The following is a 16,899-nucleotide window of genomic DNA, read 5'->3' on the forward strand; positions in this document are numbered from 1 at the left end:
CTGCCGTTTACCCCAAAGGCTGAGAAAAGACGCCGCTAAATTAAGCAGTTTTTCCTAAATAAGTAATATTGAAAAGCGTTAGACATGTGAAAAACGCATATCTACCTTGAAGCAAGACCCCTAACCAAACAAAAACACATCGCTTATCTTCAAGCCAACACAGCGAGAGACACACTCTCCTGGCAAACAAGGATTTGAAGCAATGGCAAAATCTTTCCTCCGCACCGCTTTCGATCGCGTCATTGAAGCACGCGAGCGTCAGGTCAGCCGTCATGTCAACGCAGCCCTGCTCAACCTCGACGACAAGTCGCTCGAAGCGCTCGGCATGAACCGCGCCGAACTTCGCCGCACCGCAAAGTCCAGCTACGTATTCTGATAACTTCGGGCGCGGCGATCCTCCCTCCACCGCGCAGGAACAGGAATACGTCGACCCGCTTGAGCGATTCTCCTCCAATATGTTCGCGGGTTTTCAGGCGGCGCGAAAGCGCCGCCTTTTCTTTGTCCGAAACGGATGCTGCGAAAGCGTCAGTCCTTGCGCAGATGCAGCGTGACCCAGCCATTGCGCCAGATGGTGCGGACGTGGGAAAGCCGCGCGCCATTATAGGCCGCAAGCACCTTCCAGCGCTGCGATGCGAGAATTCCCGACAGGATGACGGTGCCGCCGGGCGCCAGATGCGTAACAAGCTGCGGCGCCATCTTGATGAGCGGCCGCGCCAGAATATTGGCGATGATGAGATCGAACGGGCCGTATTTGCGGAAAGCGTCGGAGTGGAAACCCGGAGCGGTTTCAAGTGCCAGCCCGGAGACGATGCCGTTCAGCCGCACATTCTCCCTGGCCACGCGCACCGCGATGGGATCAATGTCCGTTGCGAGTACCGGAATATGGCGCATCTTGCGCACGGCAATTGCCAATACGCCGCTGCCGGTGCCGAGATCGAGCGCATTGCGCACGGTCCGCGCCCGCAGAACGTCCTCGATCATCTCAAGGCAGCCCGCTGTCGTGCCATGATGGCCGGTGCCGAAAGCCTGACCGGCCTCGATCTCGATCGCCAGATCGTTGGGCTTGACCTTATCGCGATCATGCGCGCCGTGAACGATGAAGCGCCCTGCCCGTACCGGTTTCAACCCCTCGAGCGACTTGGCGATCCAGTCGATGTCGGGAACGATCTCCTTTTCGATGGCGAGGCCGGGAAAGGCCGGTGCCAGCAAGGTGTCGATACGCTCGCGGAATTCGTCTTCCTGCTCGGCCATCAGGTAAACCGAAGCTTCCCAGATGTCGCGCTTCTCATCCACCTCGGTGGTGGCGATCGCGACATCCTCCTCGCCGAAATAGTCCGACATGAGATCGAGGATTTCACCGGCCTTGATTTCGGTCGTGGTGACGTAAAGTCGGATTTCGCTCACGGCAGGCTGCTTTCTCTAGCTAAGGTTCTTAGGCTTGCCTTTGCCACAAAACCTCCGCCAGTCCAATAAGCCAGGCACAATTATGCCGTCTCGTTCAGCCCTTCAGCAGATTCTGGAGCTTCTGCTCGGCAACATCGGGGTTCTCGCCATAGGCGATGGTGCCGGAAAAACGACCATTGGCGTCAAGCAGGATGACGGAAGCCGTGTGATCCATGGTGTAGTCACCATCCGGATCCTTGTCATCGACCGGCACCTTCTTGGCATAGATGCGATAGCCTTTCAGCGTTTCGGCAATCTTGTCGGCCGGACCGGTGATGCCGGTGATCCGCTTCGAGACGTTGGAGACATATTGCTGCATGAGCTCAGGCGTATCGCGCTCGGGGTCTACGGATAGGAAATAGGCCTGCAGCTTGTCGCCGGCCGGGTCTACCTTCTCCATCCAGCCGTTCAGCTCGAACAACGTCGTTGGGCAGACTTCCGGGCAATGGGTGAAACCGAAAAAGAGCGCCGTGGGTTTGCCCTGAAACGCCTTTTCGGTGATCGGCTGACCGTTCTGCGCCGTGAGTTCGAACGGCACGCCATAGGCTGTTTCCACCATTTCCTCACGGGTCTTCGTCATTTCGAGCGTCAACCAGCTGACGACACCGACAAGAACGACCACCACGGCCCACAATACGATGCGAATATTTCTCATTGTCCTAATCCTACCCCCGAAGGCCGGCCGCATGACGTGGGCCTCCATCGTCTGATAACGAACAGCGGTGGCGACGGCAAATCAACTGGGCGTATTTGGGTAAACCGCGCTGATTTGTCACAAAGCCGGGACGGGACGGCAGATTACAGACACCAGGCGATGCCGCTTTGCACGGCAGAGAGGAAAATATCCGTGCCGTGTCGCACCCAGCCATCGAAGGCAAGAAGCACGACGGCAAGCGAGGCCCCTACCGCAAGGCTTGCAAGAATAAACTTCAGCGGATTGGCAACGAGCGCGTTCATGCGTCTGTTATAACCTGTTTGCACCGGCACGAAAACCGCCAAAATACTGGGTTTTGCGAGCGGGACACCTCCAATTGTTAGGGAAAGTTTAAAATCTTGCTGTGCAATATGGCCATAGCGGTTTTTAACTTCCGACATGATGTCTCCCGGTCCATTCCGGCCACCGCATAAAGCTCAATCATGCATGGGCCTGCCTAAGAGCCGCCAGAGGAAACCTGCCGTCATGTCCAACGCCATCAAGCAATCCGGCGCATATCTCGAAATCGTTTCCTTCCATCTCGGCGGTCAGGAATTCTGCATCGACATCATGGCGATCCGCGAAATCCGCGGCTGGGCGCCGGTTACACCGATGCCGCACACGCCGCCTTATGTTCTCGGCCTCATCAACCTGCGCGGCGCCGTTATCCCCGTCATCGACATGGCCGGCCGCCTCGGCATGAAAATGACCGAACCTTCCGAGCGCTCCGCCATCATCGTCACCGATATCGGCGGCAAGCTGGTCGGACTTCTCGTAGAACAGGTCTCCGACATGATGACCATCCGCTCCGAAGACCTGCAGCCCGCGCCCGACATCATTCCCGAAGAACAGCGCAACTTCTGCCGCGGCATCGTGGCACTGGAAAAGAGCATGGTGTGCTTCCTCAACCTCGACACCGTGATTGCCGACGAGCTGGCGCGCGAAGCGGCTTAATAGAGCCGGTGAGGTTTTGATAATATAACGCGCAGGTTCCACGGCTTGCCCTGAGGGGCACGGCAGGGTCAGAAACCTCTCCTCCGTCATCCTCGGGCCTGTCCCGAGCATCTACAACCTATCGATTTTACGATACGTGATTGGATCCTGGGGACAGGCCCGAGGATGACGTCGCGGGTGAATTATGGTGTCAGCAGTACCAAGGGCAAAGCCTCAAGGCTTGCCCTTTTCCCACGTCACCTGCTGGTTGTAGAGCGGCACCGTGGAAATCGCCATCTTTGCCGAACCGTCGCTCAATTCCCGCGCATGCACCAGATAGATCAGCGAATCATTGGCCTTGTCGTAGACGCGGCTGACGACGAGTTTTTTCCAGACCAGTGACATGCCCTGCCGGAAAACCTCTTCCCCGCCCTTCGACAGATCGATGTCGCCGATTTCGACCGGTCCCGTCTGGCTGCAGGAAATGGCATTGTTCGAAGGGTCTTCAAACCAGTTGCCGTTCTTCAGGCGGTCGATAACGCCGCGCTCGAAATAGGTGACATGGCAGGTCACGCCCTTGATCTTGGGATCGGCAATAGCCTCGATGACGATATCGTTGCCTATCCAGTCGACACCGACCTTACCGACGACTTGCGAGTGCGCAACTGTCACCGGGAACAACACCAGAAAGCCCGCAAACAAACCCGAGAGAGTTTTCATCGTCATCGCATGTTCTCCGTTACGCTGCTTCAAACATAGGTGCGGGGAACGGTTACGCAACCCGCGAGACGGCACGTTTTTTCATGCTGCAGGGCTGATAGCCGGTGGAAGTGAGACGGCCGGCGACCATGCCGATCTTTTCCGGCAGGTCACGGATATGGGCAACGCGCAACGCCCTGGCCGCCGCAATCGACGCTGCCGCGCAGACGACAGCATCTTCGGCAGCATTGTGGTGCACGAACCGCAACTGGAGATGATGGGCAATCACATTTAGCTTGTGCGATTCCAGCTGCGGCCAGACATGGCGGGCAATCTTGACGCTGCACAGATAGGAAAGATCAGGATAGGACTGCCGGTATTTGTCGAAGGAAGCCCGCATGACGCTGAAATCAAAGGCGGCATTGTGGGCGATCATCGTGGCGCCGTGGAAATCGTCGATGAATTCTTCCATCACATCAGGGAATTCCGGCGCGTCCTCGACATCGGCAGGCCGAATCCCGTGCACAGCAATATTGAAGGGCGAAAACCGCATGTCCTTCGGCCGGATGAGCCGCTCCTCGACGCGAACGATCTCACCGTCCTCTATCCACGCAAGCCCGATGGAGCAGGCGCTACCCCGTTCCTCATTGGCGGTCTCGAAATCGATGGCGATGGTTTTCAAGAGTGATTCCCGTTGTTTCATTCCGGCATAGACCGGATCGGCGTCAAAGAGAACCGGCTTCGGTAGACCCCGCTTCCGCAAGCATCCAGTCAAGCAGCCTCACAAGATCGGGATTATCAAGCATGCGCCGTGGATAAACCAGGAAATAGGCAAGCGTGCTGGCAATGTCCGTGCCGAAGGGAGCTATTAGCGCTCCCTCGGCAAGTTCGCGGGAAACAAGCGATCGCCGCGTTAGCGCAACACCATGCCCGGCCTTGGCCGCATCCAGCGCGCCGTTGCTGTCGATGAACACGGTGCCCCCGGAAGCATCGACCTCTGTAGCCCCCGCCGTTTCCAGCCAGCGCCGCCACTCGTTGCGGTTTTCATCGTGCAGAAGCGGCACGCATTTCAGATCACCGGCCACCCGAAGCGGGCCATATTTTTCAAAAAGCTGTGGCGAGCAGACCGGCAAGGTGCTGTCGTCTATGAACCGGATGCTTTCCAGCCCTTCATAGCGACCAAAACCGTGACGCACGGCCAGATCGACATCGTCCCTTGAGAAATCAACGAGCCGGTTCGTCACGCTGATACGAACATCCACTTGCGGATGTTGTTGCTGAAAGCCGGGCAGTCTCGGCATCAGCCATTGCACCGCGAAAGTCGGCGTGCAGCTTAGCGTTAAGACCGTAATCTCTGATCGCGCCGTCAGCTCCGCCGTCGCCTCGCGCATCATCCGGAATGCGGTGCGAAGGGAACCGTAATACCGCTCGCCCTCACGCGTCAGCTGGATGCTGCGTGGCCTGCGCAGAAACAGCTGCACGCCAAGGCGGGCTTCCAGCTCCCGGATTTGCAGGCTGACCGCGCCGGGGGTGACGTTCAACTCGTTGGATGCAAGCGTGACACTGCGATAGCGCGCCGCAGCCTCAAATGCCTGCAATCCTTTCAAAGACGGAAGTTCTGCAACCATGGTTTAGCTGAGCTCAATTATCCGACGAGAAACTATCGTTTGAAAACAGCATAATGTGAGGAGTAGATAGATGCAACGGCGCGGACGGAACCAGGATTGCCAAACGACTGATTGAGATAAACTCAACCGATATCGGGTGGCTGAGCGTGGCGTTCTCTGCGACTATTTCAATTTTCCAGCGGTGGGAGAGACGAAGATGGCAATACAAAAACAGATGGATGCCAGCGAATGGGGGATGCTTGTTGCGCTCTCGCTGCTGTGGGGCGGATCGTTCTTTTTCATCGGCATCGCCGTTAAGGAACTGCCGCCGGTCACCATCGTCACGCTGCGTGTCAGCCTCGCTGCCACGGCACTGCTGATCGTCTGCCGCATCATGGGCCTTCATCTGCCACGGCAATGGGCCGTTTGGCGCGCCTTTTTCGGCATGGGCCTGCTCAACAACATCATTCCCTTCTGCCTGATCGTCTGGGGCCAGACCCATATTGCCAGCGGGTTAGCCTCGATCCTCAATGCGACGACGCCGCTCTTTACCGTCATCGTCGCCCATTTTCTCACCGCCGACGAGAAGATGACCGGCAACAAGCTGGCGGGTGTTCTCATAGGTTTTGCCGGCGTGGCGACGATGATCGGCCCGGCAGCCTTTGGCGGTGCGATCTCCGGCCTCTGGGGCCAGATTGCCATTCTCGGCGCGGCTATCTCCTATTCTTTCGCGGGCATATTCGGCCGCCGCTTCAAGGCCATGGGCGTGCCGCCGCTGATGACCGCCACCGGCCAGATATCGTCCTCGACACTGATGCTGATCCCCGCCGCGCTCCTCATTGACAAGCCTTGGACGCTTGCCATGCCGAGCCTCGGCACCTGGGGCGCACTCATCGGTATCGCGCTCTTGTCCACGGCCCTGGCCTACCTCATCTTCTTCCGCATCCTTGCCACTGCCGGCGCCACCAATCTCGCGCTCGTCACCTTCCTCATTCCCGTCAGCGCCATCCTTCTCGGTTCGCTCATTCTCGGAGAACAGCTGGAAATCAAGCACTTCGCTGGCATGGCGATGATTGCCGCCGGCCTTGCCGCGATTGACGGTAGGCTGCCGGCAAAACTAAGAGATTTCCTGCGCAAGGCACCCGCTTGACAGTGACAGTTCGTAAAAGCATTCTCGCCATCATGATCGCTATCAAGACGACAACCACCCGCCATATGACGATGACCGGTCAACCGGCAGGGAAAGGCATGTCCGCGCACTGAGCGATCAACATCCACCCCTGCCGATAAGAGCAGGGGTGTCACGCCTGCTCCGAACGCGCCACAAGGAGACAGGCATGAACATGAAACCAGCGGATATTACAAACAAGCCATTTGATCTGAAGGACGTTGTCCTGCGCGCGACCCGGCTTGAAGACGTCGAAGCCTTGACCGAAATGCTCAACCTTCCCGGCGTCCGGCACGGTACCCTTCGGCAGCCTTTCCATACGCTCGAAAAAACGAGAAAATCGATAGAAAACCGAGCCCCTACCGACATCGTCATCGTCGCTGAGTGGCACGGAAAACTCGTTGGTAACGCCGGATTATATCGCAGAGCGGGCAGACAGTACCATGTCGCCGATCTTGCGATGTCCGTTCACGACGATTTCGCCGGAAAGGGCGTTGGTTCAAGGCTCTTGGCGGCACTCATCGACGCGGCCGATAACTGGCACGATATCCGCCGCATCGAACTGAACGTCTTCACCGACAATCTTGCCGCCCTCCGGCTCTATGAGAAACTCGGTTTCGAACGCGAGGGCACCTTGCGCAACGATGCCTATCGCGACGGCAAATATGTGGATGCCTACGTCATGGCACGTCTGCGCTGATGTTTCAGGCGGACAAATGATCGGCCATCACTTCCCGAATGGTCCGACGTGACCATTCGGCCAGTTTCTCATCACGTCCAGGTTGAGCCTCAAGCGTGATCAACGCCTTCCACAGCGCCCAGCCGCGCCCGCGCTGCCATGTGGCATCGTCGAGATCCATCGCCAGGCGAAAGACGTTCCGGCTTTCGGCGTCGAGCACGTTCCATGCCAGAATGAGATCGGAAGATGGGTCTCCGACGCCGGAACTGCCGAAATCTATGACGGCTGAAAGGCGGCCATCCCTCACCAGCAGATTGCCCTCGGCAATATCGCCGTGCACCCAAACGCCTTGGCCCTGCCAACTGCTCGAAAGAGCAAGCTGCCATATCTCCATGGCCAGCGTCTGATCGACCTCATCGGCAAGGCGCAACGCCGCCGCTCTCGCCTCGCCGTCATAGACCGCAAGCGACCCGCCGCGGTGGAAATTGTGCTCGCCCGCAAGCGGACCATCCGTCGCATTGATGCCCTGCAGGGCTTTCAAAAACGCTGCTACGTCGACGGCTATTGTTGCGAGATTTATATGCCCAAGATGCAGGGCGAGAGGCTCGCCATCAAGCCAGCCATAAACGGACCATGGAAACGGATAATCTCGTCCCGGCTCACCAATCGCCAATGGCTTCGGGATCGGAAGAGGCAAAAGAGGCGCAAGCTTCGGCAGCCAGCGATGCTCCTTCTCTACCTGCGCGACATAACCCGCAGCGCTCGGCAGGCGAACGAGCATATCATCCCCAAGGCGGAAGCTGCGATTATCCCAGCCGCTCAGTTCCACCGGCCTGACATCAAGCCCCGCCCATTGCGGAAACTGGCTCGCGATCAGCGCCCGCACCTGCTGCGTCGAGATAACGATGCGATCACCCATGTCCCGTTCCCCGTTTCAGGATGAGACCCATAGCGGCGCAAAACAACGAGGCGATGACGGTGCCTCAGCCACCGATCAGCGCCAGCCACTCGTCCTCGTCCATGGTCTGCACGCCGAGCTCCGCCGCCTTGGCAAGCTTGGAACCTGCACCCGGCCCGGCCACTAGAATATCCGTCTTCTTCGATACGGAACCGGCCACCTTGGCGCCCAGACTTTCGGCGCGGGCCTTGGCCTCGTCGCGCGTGAATTTTTCCAGAGACCCGGTAAAGACCACCGTCTTGCCCGCCACCGGGCTGCCTTCGGTCGAGGGCTTCTCGGCCTCCTTCGGCCGCAGCTCCCGTATCAGCCGGTCGATGACGTCGAGATTGCGCGGTTCCTTGTAGAATTCGATGATGGCGCGGGCCACGACCTCGCCGATACCATCGATACTGTTGAGTTCGGCCCAGGCATCGCTCGCCGGGTCGGCCGCCGCCTTCATGGCTTCCTCGAAATGCTCATAGGTGCCATAGGAACGCGCCAGAAGCTTCGCCGTGGTTTCACCAACATGACGAATGCCGAGAGCGAAGATCAGCCGATGCAGATCGATCTCGCGGCGGGCATCGATGGCATCGAACAGTTTCTTGACGCTGACCTTGCCGAAACCATCGATGTTTTCAAGCTTGGTAAGATGCGATGCCTCCTGCCGCGCCTTCAGCGTGAAAATATCAGGCGCGGTCTTGATGGAGAGGGTCGGATCCTCGCTTTCGAAGAAGAAATCGATCTGCTTGGTACCCAACCCCTCAATATCGAAGGCATTGCGCGAAACGAAATGTTTCAGATGCTCGACCGCCTGCGCCCGGCAGACGAAACCGCCGGTGCAGCGCGTGACCGAATCGAGCTTGCCGGTCTTTTCATTGCGCTCCCGCACCGCATGGCTGCCGCACACAGGACATTTCTCCGGAAACGCATATCTCACCGCCTCAGCCGGGCGCTTTTCCAGAAGCACATCCAGCACCTGCGGAATGACATCGCCTGCACGCTGCACGATGACAGTATCGCCAATGCGGATATCGTGATCCTCGGGACGGATGCGCTCGCCGCTATTGCCGATACCCTCGATGTAATCGGCATTGTGTAGCGTCGCATTGGTGACGACGACGCCGCCGACGGTAATCGGGGTGAGACGCGCAACCGGTGTCAGCGCGCCGGTGCGGCCTACCTGGATTTCAATGTTCTCGACCGTGGTGAAGGCCTGTTCGGCCGGAAACTTGTGCGCGGTGGCCCAGCGCGGGCTGCGCGAACGGAAACCCAGCCGTTCCTGAAGGTCAAGCCGGTCGACCTTGTAGACCACGCCGTCGATATCATAATCGAGATCGGGTCGCGCGACGCCGATTTCATTATAGTGCTCAAGCAATTGTTCGGCAGAAGTGAATCGCTTCATCAGCGGATTGACCGGGAAACCCCATTCCCGGAATTTCTCGACGATACCATATTGCGTGTCGGCAATCCGCGTCGGCTGGCCGCCATTCGAGACCTCGCCAAGAGCATAGGCAAAGAACCGCAGCTTGCGTTTCGCCGTCACATTCGCGTCAAGCTGGCGCAGCGAACCGGAGGCGGTGTTGCGCGGGTTCACATAGGTCTGCTTGCCATCGGCCTCCATCTGGGCATTGAGCGCCATGAAGTCGCTCTTGGCCATGTAGACCTCGCCGCGCACCTCCACCACATCGGGTGCATCGGCAGGCAGCTCGTTCGGAATTTCCTTGATGGTCTTGATATTGGCGGTGACGTTCTCGCCCGTCGTGCCGTCGCCACGTGTTGCCGCCGTCTTCAGCTTGCCGTTCTCGTAGCGGATGGACATGGAAAGTCCGTCGATCTTCGGTTCGGCGGTAAAGGCAATCGAATCATCCGGCAGGTGCCCGAGGAAGCGGTAGACCGAACTGACGAAATCGCGCAGATCACCTTCAGAAAACGTATTGTCGAGTGACAGCATCGGCCGCGCATGCACGATCGGCGCGAAGGTGGGAAGCGGCGTGAAGCCGACTTTCTTCGATGGGCTGTCGGCCCGCACCAGCGCCGGAAAAGCCGCCTCTATGGCATCGTTGCGCCGCTTCAGCGCATCGTAGTCCGCGTCCGAAATCTCCGGCGCGTCCTTGCCATGATAAAGCGCATCGTGGCGGGCAAGCTCGGCTGCCAGAAATGCCAGCTCGGAAGAGGCCTCAAGCTCGGTCAGGTTTTCGACGGGAATCTGGTCTTTCGACATGGAAGAAGCCTCACGGATGAATCTGCAATGCTTTTAGCGAATTATTGGCAAACGCAAAACCATCCTCGCTTTTCAACAGGCGGGAATCCGTTATTCTGAGCATCCGGATGAAACGGAAGCCGGAGCCCCCCATGGAACTTACCACCCTCATTGCCTTTGCAGCAGCCTTCTTCGTGTTCGCGGCCAGCCCCGGCCCGGACAATATGACGATCGTCGCCCGCACCATCACCCATGGTGCCGCCTCCGGCCTTGCCTATGGGGCCGGAACCGTGGCAGGAATATTGATTTTCCTCACACTTGCAGCCTTCGGCCTGTCGATCCTCGCCGCCGAAATGGGAACGGTGATGGCAGTGCTGCGCTATGGCGGCGCGGCTTATCTGATATGGATGGGCTTCAAACTCTGGACAGCGGAACCTGTGGTTCCCGATCTGCAACCCATGAATGGCGGCCGTAGCATTCTTTCGATATTCGCCACCGGAACTGCGCTCAATCTCGGAAATCCGAAAATGCCGCTCTTTTACGTGGCATTGCTGCCGAACGTCGTCGGCGCCTCGCTGACGGTCGATCACCTTCTGGCGCTGGCATCCGTCATCGTCGTGGTGGAGGCGGTTGTGATCGGCGCTCATGTGGTTCTGGCGGTGCGGGCAAGAAAGCTGCTGCGTGAGCCAAGAATCGTCCGCAGGGTGAACCGGGCGGCGGGCGGCGTCATGATCGGCTCCGGCGTGGCGGTGGCCGTCAGCCGTTAATCCTTGGCGGCAAGCAGGCGGGCGGCGGCAGCCCTCGCCTCATCGGTCACCGAGGCACCGGCAAGCATGCGGGCGATTTCTTCGGTGCGATGTTTCGGCTCCATGGTAGCGACACGCGTGGCGATGCGCTCGGTGCCGTCGCCGGAGGGGCCTTTGGAAATGAGAAGATGTGTGGCCGCCCGCGCGGCCACTTGCGGCGCATGGGTGACGGAGAGAACCTGCACGGTTTTCGACAGACGACGCAGCCGCTGGCCAATGGCATCTGCCACAGCGCCGCCAACGCCCGTGTCGATTTCGTCGAACACCAGTGTCGGTGCCGAACCACGATCCGCCAGCGCGACTTTCAGCGCCAGCAGGAAACGGGACAATTCGCCACCAGAAGCGACTTTCATGATCGGGCCGGGCCGCGTTCCAGGATTGGTCTGAACGTGGAATTCCACGATGTCGATACCGTCAGCCGTCGCCTGCTCCGGGTCGGAGCTGGCTTCGACGGTAAAACGTGCCCGCTCCAGCTTGAGCGCCGGAAGCTCGGCCATGACCGCTTCGGAAAGCGCACTCGCCGCATTGCGGCGTTTTTCGGAAAGCGATTTGGCCGCGTGGTCGAAATCGGCTTTCACGACGCCGAGATTGGCTTCAAGTTTGCCGAGCTTTTCCTCACCCGCATCGAGGTCGGCGAGATCTGCGACCATTTTTTCCGCAAGCGCCGGTAGATCAGGCACCGCGACATTATATTTGCGTCCGGCGGCGCGTAGCGCAAACAGCCGTTCCTCCACCCGCTCCAGCTCGCGTGGATCGAACTCGGTGCGACGAAGTGCGGCCTCCACTTCCATCTGCGCGTTGGAAAGGCTGTCGAGCGCGGCATCCAGCAATTGCACGGTATCTTCCAGCAATCCCGGCGCCTCGTGGCTCTTGCGTTCCAGGCGCCGCATCATGGATGCGATCATGGGCACTGGCGAGGCGTTGCCGTTCAGGAACTCGCTCGCTTCGGCGATATCACCGGCAATACGTTCGGATTTCTGCATCACCGCCCGACGTTCGGCAAGCTCCTCCTCCTCGCCGTCGCGCGGCGAGAGCACTTCAAGCTCCTCGACGGAGGAACGCAGATAGTCCGCCTCTCGGGCAGCAGCCTCCACCTTGGCACGATGGGTTTTCAACGCCCGCTCGGCGTCCTTCCATGTGCGGTAGAAACCCTGAACGGCACGGGCATCGTCGCTCAGCCCGGCAAAAGCATCCAGCAGCGTGCGGTGGGCATCGGTATCGACAAGGGCGCGGTCGTCGTGCTGGCCGTGAATTTCGACCAGTAGCTGCCCCAGCTGACGCATCATCTGCACGCTGATGGCCTGATCGTTGATATAGGCCTTGGTGCGTCCGTCTGCGGATTGCACGCGGCGGAAAATCAGGTCGCCATCGTCATCCAGACCGTTTTCGCGCAGGAGATGCCGTGTGGGGTGGCTGTTCGGAACTTCGAAAGTGGCAGTGACCTGCCCCTTCTCTTCCCCGTGACGCACCAGACCGCCATCGCCGCGTCCGCCGAGCGCAAGCGACAGGCTGTCGAGCAAAATTGATTTGCCGGCGCCAGTCTCACCCGTCAACACGGAAAGGCCCGCCTCAAAACCGAGGTCGAGCCTTTCAATCAGAACGATGTCACGAATCGAGAGCTGGACCAGCATGGCCTATGCCCTGTCTCAGGCGCCGATAAGCTTCTTGCCGGCGCGCGAAATCCAGGACCCCTTGTTTTCACGCGGCTCCAACCCACCGCCCTTCAGCAGCTTGTAGGAATCCGCATACCATTGGCTGTCGGGATAGTTGTTGCCGAGAACGGCGGCCGCAGTCTGCGCCTCGTCGGAAAGACCCATCGCATAGTAGGCTTCCGCCAGACGCGCCAGTGCTTCCTCGATCTGGTTGGTATTCTGATATTGCTCGACGACGATGCGGAAACGCGAAACGGCGGCGAGATATTCCTTGCGCTCTAGGTAATAACGACCGACCTGCATTTCGCGGCCGGCGAGCTGGTCGCGGGCGAAACGGATCTTGGCCTGCGCGTCAGCGACATATTCCGAATCAGGGTAGTCATTGACCACCTTGCTCATCGCCTCAATGGTGCGCTGCGCGGCGCGCTGGTCCTGCGTCACGTCGGAAATCTGCTTCGAATAGGCAAGACCGATCATGTACTGAACGTAGGCGGCATCCTTGGAGCGCGGATATTGCCGCAGGAAGCGGCTGCCCGACGCGATGGCCACGTCGTTCTTGCTGGTGCGCGTGGCGATGAAGGTCTGCATGACCAGCGCCTTCTGGCCCCATTCGGTGAAGGGATATTGCTTGTCGATCGCCTCGAACTTGCGCGAGGCTTCGGTCATGTTGCCGGCGTTCATGTTGGCAAGCCCCTGCTTGTACAGAACGTCTGGCGGATCGGTCTCGACGCCGAGCTTGGTAATGTCGATATCCGGATCGGACTGGCAGGCCGTGACGGCAACACTCGCACCGACCAACATCAACGAAACGGCGATCCCCCGCATCGTACCCTTCATTGCACCAGACCCTACATGCTTCATTCGACAGTTCCCACTTCCCGCGCAAATACATAAGCATCGGCTTTGCACTGGCGTTTCTAGCCATAAAAGCATCTGCAGGGCAACGCAATGATGATGCATTAACGCATTTTTATGGCATCGGCCCATGCAATCGCATGAATATCAGGCGGTATGACGAAACATCCCGCCCCTCATCGTGAAAAAAGCCGCCCCGAAACGGAGCGGCTTTTCCTGTCAATCAATAGCCTGCAAACAAACTCAAGCGGACCAGGGTGCAAATTCCGGCATGTTGACCGGAACGAATTCGCGGGCACGTACCTGGTTGCGAGCGGCCGGAGCCTCCACGATCTCATAGGCCGAGCGGTCGCTCAGCAAAGCCTTCAGCGCGTTGGCATTGACCTTGTGGCCGCCTCGATAGGAGCGATAGCAACCGATGAACTGCGCACCGGCAAGCGCCAGGTCACCCACGGCGTCCAGCGTCTTGTGGCGAACGAATTCGTCCTTGGCATAACGCAGGCCTTCCATGTTGATGACGCTGTTGTCGTCGGAGATGACAACAGAGTTTTCAAGCGAAGAGCCGAGTGCGTAACCGGCAGCCCACAGGCGCTCCACGTCACGCATGAAGCCAAATGTGCGCGCGCGCGAAAGCTCGTTCTTGAACGTATCCGCCGTCAGGTCGCCCTTCCAGGACTGCTTGCCGATCAGCGGCGTGTCGAAATCGATATCGACCTCGAACCGTGTGCCGTCGTAAGGGCGGAACTCCGCCCAGGACGCACCCGAATCGATGCGCACCGGCTTGATGACGCGGATATAGCGGCGCTTCACACCAAGGTTCTTGATGCCGGCCGATTCGATCGCATCGATGAAAGGCGCAGAGCTGCCGTCCATGATCGGCACTTCCGGGCCGTCGACCTCAACGACGAGGTTATCGAGGCCCATGGCGTAGATGGCGGCCATGACGTGCTCGACCGTTGCCACTGACTGGGATAGCGAGCGGCCGAGCACGGTGCACAGATCGGTATTGCCGACATTGGAAGACACCGCCTTCAACTCGGTTACGCTGCCATTTTCATGAAGGCGCTGAAACACGATGCCCGTTCCGGCTTCTGCGGGCTGGAACGTCATCGAAGCCGGATTGCCGGAATGCACGCCAATGCCCTTGAGCTGAACAGCATTTGCGATAGTCGTTTGAAATCCGAGCAGTCCGATAGTCATGCCTATATGCCTTGTTTTGAAAACCGCGCCGTATATTCAGCGCCGTTCAAGTTTTTCAAGCCGGCTTTAACAACCGGCGAGGTCAATGTTTTCCCTTACCCAGCCTCATACATACGCACATGAAAGTGCCAGGACAAATCACTGTTCGTTTCGGATTGTTACACGCACAAGCCATTGAAAAGATGAATTAATTTACTGTTAATAACGCACAATAAAACAAAACGCCCGGGTCGTGTGACCCGGGCGTTTGGAGAGGCGAACGGAATCGCTGTTAGTTGGACTGGCGACGCAGGAAGGCCGGAATTTCCAGCTGGTCGTCGTCATGGTGGCTTGCCGAAGAAGGCGTCGCACGACCGTGATCGTCAAGCTGGCCACGACGCGGAGCGTACAGGCTGGCTTCCGGCGAAAGTGCGCGGCGCTGCTGCGGCGCCATGCTCGGCGCATCCATCATTTCGGAAGGAACTTCTTCCTCTTCGCGTCGGCCAAGCGAGTTGGTGATGCGCTTCAGAAGACCCATCGGGCCACGCTCTTCCTGGGCTGCAGGAGCTGCGTGGGCACGGTGATCCATCTCGGCCTTCACGACCGGCGGAAAGTCCTCAACCTTCGGCATGCGGACAGGCTCGGGCTGGCGGGCAACAGGAGCCTGCTCCTGATAGACCGGGGCCTGCGGCTGCTGCAGACGCGGAGCGGCAACCTGTTCCGGCGCGTGATAGACCGGTGCCGGGGCAACCGGTGCCGGAGCAGCCTGCTGAACCGGCTGGGCCGGACGGAGAGGTGCCGGTGCTTCAGCCGGAGCGGATGCAAACAGCTTGCTCTGCGGACGGAAGTCCTGAGAGGGCTGCTGGTGTGCTGCGAAACCAAGTTCACGTTCCATTTCGGCTTCCGCCGAACGGATGGTCTGGGCGATCTGGTCTACGGTCTTTGGTGCCTGCGATACTGCTTGTGCAGGCTGAACTGCGGCCGGAGCGGGAGCAACGGCCGCGGAAGGACGGATAAGCGGCTTGGCGGCTGCGGCGCGCATATCGGCAATGTTCTGTTCGCCAACGCCCGCAACGCGGTCGATGCCGGTAGCGACGACGGAGACGCGGATGAGACCTTCAAGTGCCTCGTCGAAGGTTGCGCCGAGGATGATGTTGGCATCCGGGTCGACTTCTTCGCGAATACGGGTAGCCGCTTCGTCGACTTCGAACAGGGTAAGATCGCGACCGCCGGTGATGGAGATCAGGAGGCCCTGTGCGCCCTTCATCGAGGTTTCGTCGAGCAGCGGGTTGGCGATTGCCGCTTCCGCAGCCTGCATCGCACGGCCAGGACCGGAAGCTTCGCCAGTACCCATCATTGCGCGGCCCATTTCACGCATGACCGAGCGAACGTCAGCGAAGTCGAGGTTGATGAGACCTTCCTTCACCATCAGATCGGTAATGCAGGCAACGCCGGAATAGAGAACCTGGTCAGCCATGGCGAAGGCATCGGCAAAGGTCGTCTTGTCGTTGGCAATGCGGAAGAGGTTCTGGTTCGGAATGACGATCAGCGTATCGACGGACTTCTGCAGTTCCTCGATGCCCTGTTCGGCAAGACGCATGCGGCGACCGCCTTCGAAATGGAAAGGCTTGGTAACGACGCCGACCGTCAGGATGCCCTTGTTGCGGGCAGCCTGTGCGACGACAGGTGCAGCACCCGTGCCGGTACCACCACCCATGCCGGCAGTGACGAAGCACATGTGGGTGCCGTTCAGGTGATCGATGATCTCATCGATGCATTCTTCAGCGGCGGCGCGTCCGACTTCCGGCTGGGAACCGGCACCGAGACCCTCGGTGACGTTGACGCCGAGCTGGATGACCCGGTCTGCCTTCGTCATGGTCAGAGCCTGTGCATCCGTGTTGGCGACGACGAAATCGACACCCTGGAGGCCAGCCGTGATCATGTTGTTGACAGCGTTACCGCCACCGCCGCCCACACCGAAAACAGTGATGCGTGGCTTCAGCTCGGTGATATCAGGCTTTTGCAGCTGTATCGTCATTTTACCATT

The 16,899-nt window shown here is 59.1% G+C and carries 17 protein-coding genes; 5 read left to right on the top strand and 12 right to left on the bottom strand.

Translation table 11 applies throughout. The annotated features are described in order from the left end of the window. Positions 1 to 202 precede the first annotated feature (202 nt). Positions 203 to 376 (top strand): hypothetical protein, encoded by a 174-nt coding sequence (locus tag CRO62_RS27215; protein WP_003513176.1) that lies wholly within the window; start codon positions 203 to 205, stop codon positions 374 to 376. 149 nt (positions 377 to 525) lie between these two features. Here CRO62_RS27215 and CRO62_RS13500 read toward each other — a convergent pair whose 3' ends face one another. From CRO62_RS13500 to CRO62_RS13510, 3 genes are all read right to left on the bottom strand, one after another. Continuing rightward, positions 526 to 1,404, bottom strand: coding sequence for a 50S ribosomal protein L11 methyltransferase (locus CRO62_RS13500; protein ID WP_097100581.1), 879 nt, complete (start codon positions 1,402 to 1,404; stop codon positions 526 to 528). A 94-nt stretch (positions 1,405 to 1,498) separates the two neighbouring features. Further along, the gene (gene sco / locus CRO62_RS13505) at positions 1,499 to 2,098 is read right to left on the bottom strand and encodes a cytochrome oxidase assembly protein Sco (RefSeq protein ID WP_097100582.1); all 600 of its coding nucleotides are present in this window, start codon (positions 2,096 to 2,098) and stop codon (positions 1,499 to 1,501) included. A 143-nt stretch (positions 2,099 to 2,241) separates the two neighbouring features. Further along, on the bottom strand, positions 2,242 to 2,538 hold the full coding sequence (locus CRO62_RS13510) for a hypothetical protein (RefSeq protein ID WP_323455498.1): 297 nt from the start codon (positions 2,536 to 2,538) through the stop codon (positions 2,242 to 2,244). An 85-nt stretch (positions 2,539 to 2,623) separates the two neighbouring features. On the opposite strand from CRO62_RS13510, the gene CRO62_RS13515 reads away from it, so the two are divergent. Continuing rightward, the gene (locus tag CRO62_RS13515; protein ID WP_003513183.1) at positions 2,624 to 3,091 is read left to right on the top strand and encodes a chemotaxis protein CheW; all 468 of its coding nucleotides are present in this window, start codon (positions 2,624 to 2,626) and stop codon (positions 3,089 to 3,091) included. Positions 3,092 to 3,304: 213 nt separating this feature from the next. On the opposite strand, the gene CRO62_RS13520 is transcribed toward CRO62_RS13515, so the two are convergent. Genes CRO62_RS13520 through gcvA form a run of 3 tightly spaced genes read right to left on the bottom strand, consistent with a single transcriptional unit; the run spans position 3,305 to position 5,397 of the window. After that, positions 3,305 to 3,796, bottom strand: a complete 492-nt coding sequence (locus CRO62_RS13520; protein WP_097100583.1) for a CreA family protein — start codon at positions 3,794 to 3,796, stop codon at positions 3,305 to 3,307. Positions 3,797 to 3,842: 46 nt separating this feature from the next. Next, the gene (locus CRO62_RS13525) at positions 3,843 to 4,451 is read right to left on the bottom strand and encodes a 3'-5' exonuclease (RefSeq protein WP_097100584.1); all 609 of its coding nucleotides are present in this window, start codon (positions 4,449 to 4,451) and stop codon (positions 3,843 to 3,845) included. A 43-nt stretch (positions 4,452 to 4,494) separates the two neighbouring features. Beyond that, the gene (gene gcvA, locus CRO62_RS13530) at positions 4,495 to 5,397 is read right to left on the bottom strand and encodes a transcriptional regulator GcvA (RefSeq protein ID WP_097100585.1); all 903 of its coding nucleotides are present in this window, start codon (positions 5,395 to 5,397) and stop codon (positions 4,495 to 4,497) included. A 196-nt stretch (positions 5,398 to 5,593) separates the two neighbouring features. On the opposite strand from gcvA, the gene CRO62_RS13535 reads away from it, so the two are divergent. Then, entirely contained in the window at positions 5,594 to 6,526 is a 933-nt protein-coding gene (locus CRO62_RS13535; protein WP_025594031.1) for a DMT family transporter, read from the top strand. Between the two features lie 187 nt (positions 6,527 to 6,713). Beyond that, positions 6,714 to 7,244: a GNAT family N-acetyltransferase gene (locus CRO62_RS13540; RefSeq protein WP_097100586.1), complete on the top strand. Its 531-nt coding sequence runs from the start codon at positions 6,714 to 6,716 to the stop codon at positions 7,242 to 7,244. Positions 7,245 to 7,248: 4 nt separating this feature from the next. Here the strand turns inward: CRO62_RS13540 and CRO62_RS13545 are convergent, their stop codons facing one another. After that, positions 7,249 to 8,142, bottom strand: a complete 894-nt coding sequence (locus tag CRO62_RS13545) for an aminoglycoside phosphotransferase family protein (protein ID WP_097100587.1) — start codon at positions 8,140 to 8,142, stop codon at positions 7,249 to 7,251. A gap of 64 nt (positions 8,143 to 8,206) precedes the next feature. Beyond that, positions 8,207 to 10,381 (bottom strand): NAD-dependent DNA ligase LigA, encoded by a 2,175-nt coding sequence (gene ligA / locus CRO62_RS13550; protein WP_097100588.1) that lies wholly within the window; start codon positions 10,379 to 10,381, stop codon positions 8,207 to 8,209. Positions 10,382 to 10,512: 131 nt separating this feature from the next. Here ligA and CRO62_RS13555 point away from each other — a divergent pair, with 131 nt between their 5' ends. Then, positions 10,513 to 11,127 carry a LysE family translocator gene (locus tag CRO62_RS13555; RefSeq protein WP_097100589.1) on the top strand — a complete coding sequence of 205 codons (615 nt, stop codon included), beginning with the start codon at positions 10,513 to 10,515 and terminating at the stop codon, positions 11,125 to 11,127. Here CRO62_RS13555 and recN read toward each other — a convergent pair. From recN to ftsZ, 4 genes are all read right to left on the bottom strand, one after another. Then, entirely contained in the window at positions 11,124 to 12,797 is a 1,674-nt protein-coding gene (gene recN, locus CRO62_RS13560; protein ID WP_097100590.1) for a DNA repair protein RecN, read from the bottom strand. The two genes, CRO62_RS13555 and recN, sit on opposite strands and share 4 nt — an antisense overlap. Before the next feature lie 15 nt (positions 12,798 to 12,812). Continuing rightward, on the bottom strand, positions 12,813 to 13,679 hold the full coding sequence (locus CRO62_RS13565) for an outer membrane protein assembly factor BamD (protein ID WP_097100591.1): 867 nt from the start codon (positions 13,677 to 13,679) through the stop codon (positions 12,813 to 12,815). A 237-nt stretch (positions 13,680 to 13,916) separates the two neighbouring features. After that, complete coding sequence (gene lpxC, locus CRO62_RS13570) at positions 13,917 to 14,873, bottom strand: UDP-3-O-acyl-N-acetylglucosamine deacetylase (RefSeq protein WP_003513204.1); 957 nt, start codon at positions 14,871 to 14,873, stop codon at positions 13,917 to 13,919. A 271-nt stretch (positions 14,874 to 15,144) separates the two neighbouring features. Continuing rightward, positions 15,145 to 16,890, bottom strand: a complete 1,746-nt coding sequence (ftsZ, locus tag CRO62_RS13575) for a cell division protein FtsZ (protein WP_097100592.1) — start codon at positions 16,888 to 16,890, stop codon at positions 15,145 to 15,147. Between the last annotated feature and the right edge of the window lie 9 nt (positions 16,891 to 16,899).

The sequence above is a fragment of the Rhizobium sp. AN6A genome (assembly GCF_900215635.1).
Classification (GTDB): domain Bacteria; phylum Pseudomonadota; class Alphaproteobacteria; order Rhizobiales; family Rhizobiaceae; genus Agrobacterium; species Agrobacterium tumefaciens.